4 protein-coding genes are annotated in these 3,791 nt (G+C 66.8%); 3 read left to right on the top strand and 1 reads right to left on the bottom strand.

From position 1 onward, the window contains the following. Positions 1-16: 16 nt before the first annotated feature. Positions 17-946, bottom strand: coding sequence for a hypothetical protein (locus FNH05_RS34260; protein ID WP_144593003.1), 930 nt, complete (start codon positions 944-946; stop codon positions 17-19). A gap of 182 nt (positions 947-1,128) precedes the next feature. Here FNH05_RS34260 and FNH05_RS34255 point away from each other — a divergent pair, with 182 nt between their 5' ends. From FNH05_RS34255 to FNH05_RS34245, 3 genes are all read left to right on the top strand, one after another. After that, positions 1,129-1,581 (top strand): hypothetical protein, encoded by a 453-nt coding sequence (locus FNH05_RS34255; protein ID WP_144593002.1) that lies wholly within the window; start codon positions 1,129-1,131, stop codon positions 1,579-1,581. Positions 1,582-1,595: 14 nt separating this feature from the next. Continuing rightward, a complete protein-coding gene (locus tag FNH05_RS34250; RefSeq protein WP_144593001.1) occupies positions 1,596-1,865 on the top strand; it encodes a GntR family transcriptional regulator in 270 nt (89 codons plus the stop codon). 427 nt (positions 1,866-2,292) lie between these two features. Then, positions 2,293-3,791 (top strand): FtsK/SpoIIIE domain-containing protein (locus FNH05_RS34245; RefSeq protein ID WP_144593000.1); only part of this gene is annotated, 1,499 nt, incomplete at its 3' end.

Below are 3,791 nucleotides of genomic sequence, written 5' to 3'. Positions count from 1 at the left end.
GGGGTCGTCGTAGTAGTCAGTTCGTGCCATGGGTGACCTCTCGTGGCGTGGTCCAGTCGGCTGGCTTCGAGGCGTTCCACACGTCGTCGAAGTGGCGTTCGAAGCGCGTGAACAGGCCCTGGGTTTCGGTTTTGCGCAGGTGCAGCAGCGGCGCGGTGGAGCCTGGGGTGGCGAACAGGTGCGGTGTGACGAGCATCTGGTCATCGAAGCGGAAGATCGAGTTGTAGAGCGGGATGTCCTGGTAGCGCACCTGGAACCCCTCCACCCCGAGTAGCGGGGTGAAGTGCTTCATGGTGGTTTTCACCCTGGCGACGATGGTGATGGGCTGGTCTTCTTCCTGGTCGCGGTAGGCGACGTGCGGGGAGTCGGGGTTGGCGATCGCGGCCCGGACCGTGCAGCCGTTGGCGCACTTCTCCCGCAGGGTGTCCACGAACTGCGGGTGCTCCAGACACAGGAAGTACAGGGTGTAGCCCAAGAGATCGATGCGTTTGGTGGCGCCGGAGATGAGGTCCCACCAGGCGGCGGAGGTGAAGTGCGACCGGTAGGGGTAGGTCGCCACGATCTCCGACCCGCTTCCGCTTGTCGCGGGGCGGGGCGCGGCTGAGTCGCGCGTCCTGGTCGGCTTGGTCCCGTTGCCCTGGGGTGCGGTCAGGTCGAGGTCGTCGGTGGCTTGTTGGAAGAGTTGTTCCGCTGTCCAGCCGGGGAACATGGCTTCCAGGATCCGGCAGTGGTCGGGGTAGGGGAGCCCGACGAGGTCGCCGGAGAGCCAGCGGTAGAACTGCGCTTTCCGTGGCCACCCGCCTTTGAGGGAGCGGTCCAGCCTGTCGGCGATCTTGTCGTATTCGCGGCAGAACGCTCGGTGGCTTTGTAGGTGCCGTTGACGCAGCAGGATCTTGAGGACGGGAGACCCCCCGGTCCCCCGGGAAGCGGTCGTCTCGTCGTCCACGCACCCACGCTAGCACAAAGAAGAGACAAGAAGAGACAAGAAGAGACTATCTGAGGCAGAGAAGTTCAAGATCAGACCTTCACGGCACTGCGAGCAGACACCCGTCCGGCCGAATCTTGTGGTGTGCCGCCCCATGACGCGGCGTGAAGAAGCGAAGACCACGAGAAAGGCCTTTCAAAACCATGGCGATTTCCAGGGGGCATAGGTTCCCGATCGAGTTCGATGAGGCGTTCCCGCAGGGTTTGGTGATGGTGGGCGAGGTGTCCCCGGACAACGAGTACCAGTCGCGTGAGGACCGTTCGGCGGGGCGCCCGGCACGGCAGCGGATCGACGAGGTCTCCGGGAAGCGGCAGTGGAAGGTGACGGTGACCGACCCGTCCGAGCCCAACGCGAAGCGGGCGTCCTTCGAGATCACGTTGGTGGCGGACGTGCAGCCCGTGCCGACCACGGGTGAGGTTCTGCCGGGGATGCGGCCGATCGAACTGGAGGGATTGACGGCGGAGCCGCGTGTGGCGGGCAACGGGGAGTTCAAGTACCAGACCTACCTGTTCCGGGCGACCGGGTTCAAGGCGGTCGCGAGCTCGGGTGGCCGGTCCTCCAAGCAGACCGGTGAGCCGGTCGCCAAGGCCGCGTGAGGGGACAACCGGTGATGAGCAACGAGAACCTGCAGGTGCACACCCCCGGCGGAGCTCCCGGCTACGTCTACGAGTGGCTGGCTGATCAGCTCGCGGCGCGGATCGAAGCGGGTGAGCTGCCGGTGCACTGCCCGCTACCCAACGAACGCACCCTGGCCGAAGAGTACGGCGTGTCCCTCGGGACGGCACGCCACGCGACCCGGGTGTTGAGGGCGCGGGGCCTGGTGGTCACGGTGCGCTCGAAGGGCACCTATGTGGCCCAGCAGCCCGCGACCGGCGGGTGACAGGGTGATCGTGGTGCCACGGCGGCTCGATGCCCTGCGGCGTCGCTGGCGGACTCACCGGCGGTGCCTGCTCTGCGGTCACAGTCGCTGGGTCATCCGCAACCGGGTGTTCGTGTGCCGGGCCTGCTCGACCCATCACGACCACTAGAGACAGTCCACAACAGACAGCCATTCCAACGCGCGGGGACGTGCGGCGATGAAACACGTCCCCACGCGAGTCACTGGAAAAGCTAAGGCGCAGAAGCGGAAACGGGCGTCCAACCATCTTCCGCTTCTGCGCTGTCTACCTCTGGAGCAGACAGATGCAAACCCTAGACAACGCGCACCAGCGCGTGTCAAGCCACCGCGTTCCGACGCGGTATGCCGTAGGCAAGAAATTCACCCGGTCGCTGCCCGACGTTCCCGCTCCGGAAGCGGGTGGCCGGTGATGAACGCGCACACCTTCGGTGTTCTCCTTCTCGGCGGTGCGGGCCTGGCCCTCGTGGTCTGGGTCCTACACAAGCTCGGCAAGGCCCTGGCAGCGATCGCGGAAACCCTGGCCGCAGCGGCGGTGGTGTTCCTCGCGCTGTGGTGGCTGCTCAAGGGCCTGGGCTGGCTGGTCAAGCAGATCGTGACTCACCCCCGCACTACCCTCGTCGTGCTGGCCATAGCGGCGTGGTGCCGGTGGTGGGGCTGGCTGTCCCTCCTGCTCGCCGTGCTGATGCTGGCCGCTGGGCTGACGGCCTGGTGGTGGTTGCACCTGGTCTCCTTCGATCAGTGGGCGGGGCGGTTCCTGCGGTCGTGGTGGTTCCGCTGGGCCGTCTACGCCCCGAAACTGCCCGGTTGGCTGCACGCCTGCGGGCTCAGTGTGAAAGACGACAGCATCCCCGTCGATGTCACCGTGACCCTCGTCGGCCGGAAGAAGATCAGTCGCAATCAGCAGCCCTCCCGGGTGCGGATCCCGAAGGTTAAGCGGGTGAAGTCCGGGCCGTCATGGGATGAGGTGCGGGTGGAGCTGGTGCCGGGGCAGAAGCCGGAGGACTTCGACGACGCCGCTCGTGCCCTCGCCTCCGCTCGCAAGGTCGCCCGCTGTCAGGTGCGGGAGGTCGCGCCGAATGTCGTGTCGATCGACTTCCAGCGGCGGGACCTGCTCGCCCACCCCGTGCCCTGCCCCGACCTCGACGAGGCGGCGGTGGATCTACGCAGGGTGTGGGCCGGGCGCACCGAGTACGGGCAGGACTGGCACGTACCCCTCCACGGCTCCGGGAGCCACACCCTGACCGCGGGTGCCAGTGGTGCGGGGAAGAACTCGGTCATGTGGTGCCCGCTCGTCTCCATCGGCCCTGCCATTCGGGATGGCCTGGTGCGGGTGTCGGGGATTGACCCGAAGGGCATGGAGCTGGCCTACGGGCGGGGGATCTTCCACCGCTACGCCGTGACGGGCAAGGACACCCTCGAAGTCCTCGATGACCTGGTGGCGGCGATGGATGAGCGGAAGGCGGAGTTCGCCGGCCGGGTCCGCACCGTTCCGATCAGCCGGGAGCATCCGTTGGAGTTGGTGGAGTTCGACGAAATCGGGGCGCTGACCAAGTACATCGATCGCAAGACCCGCGAACAGATCGTGGAAAAGGTCGCCCTCCTGACCACCCAGGGCCGGGCACTCGGCTTCACCGTGCGCGGCTATGTGCAGGAACCGACCAAGGACACGGTGCCGGTGCGGGAGTTGTTCCCCCGCCGCATCTGCCTGCGCGTCACCGCCAAAACGCACGTCGGGATGGTGCTGGGGGATCAAGCCTATGAACGGGGCGCGTGGGCGAACCGGATCGAGGAATCCGCGGCGGGTGTGGGTTACGTGTGGGGCGAGGGCCTGCGCGAACCCCTGCGCGTGCGGGCCGGGTGGGTGCCGGACGAGACGGTGAAGGCCCTGGAAGCCTTCGTCACCGCCGG

It is taken from the genome of Amycolatopsis rhizosphaerae (assembly GCF_007713715.1).
Taxonomy (GTDB): domain Bacteria; phylum Actinomycetota; class Actinomycetes; order Mycobacteriales; family Pseudonocardiaceae; genus Amycolatopsis_E; species Amycolatopsis_E rhizosphaerae.
This window is presented reverse-complemented; position numbering and strand designations above follow the sequence as displayed.

Excerpts from the sequence above, each read along its gene's own strand:
- FNH05_RS34250 (WP_144593001.1), top strand. The coding sequence starts at position 1,596 with ATGAGCAACGAGAACCTGCAGGTGCACACCCCCGGCGGAGCTCCCGGC.
- FNH05_RS34255 (WP_144593002.1), top strand. The coding sequence starts at position 1,129 with ATGGCGATTTCCAGGGGGCATAGGTTCCCGATCGAGTTCGATGAGGCG.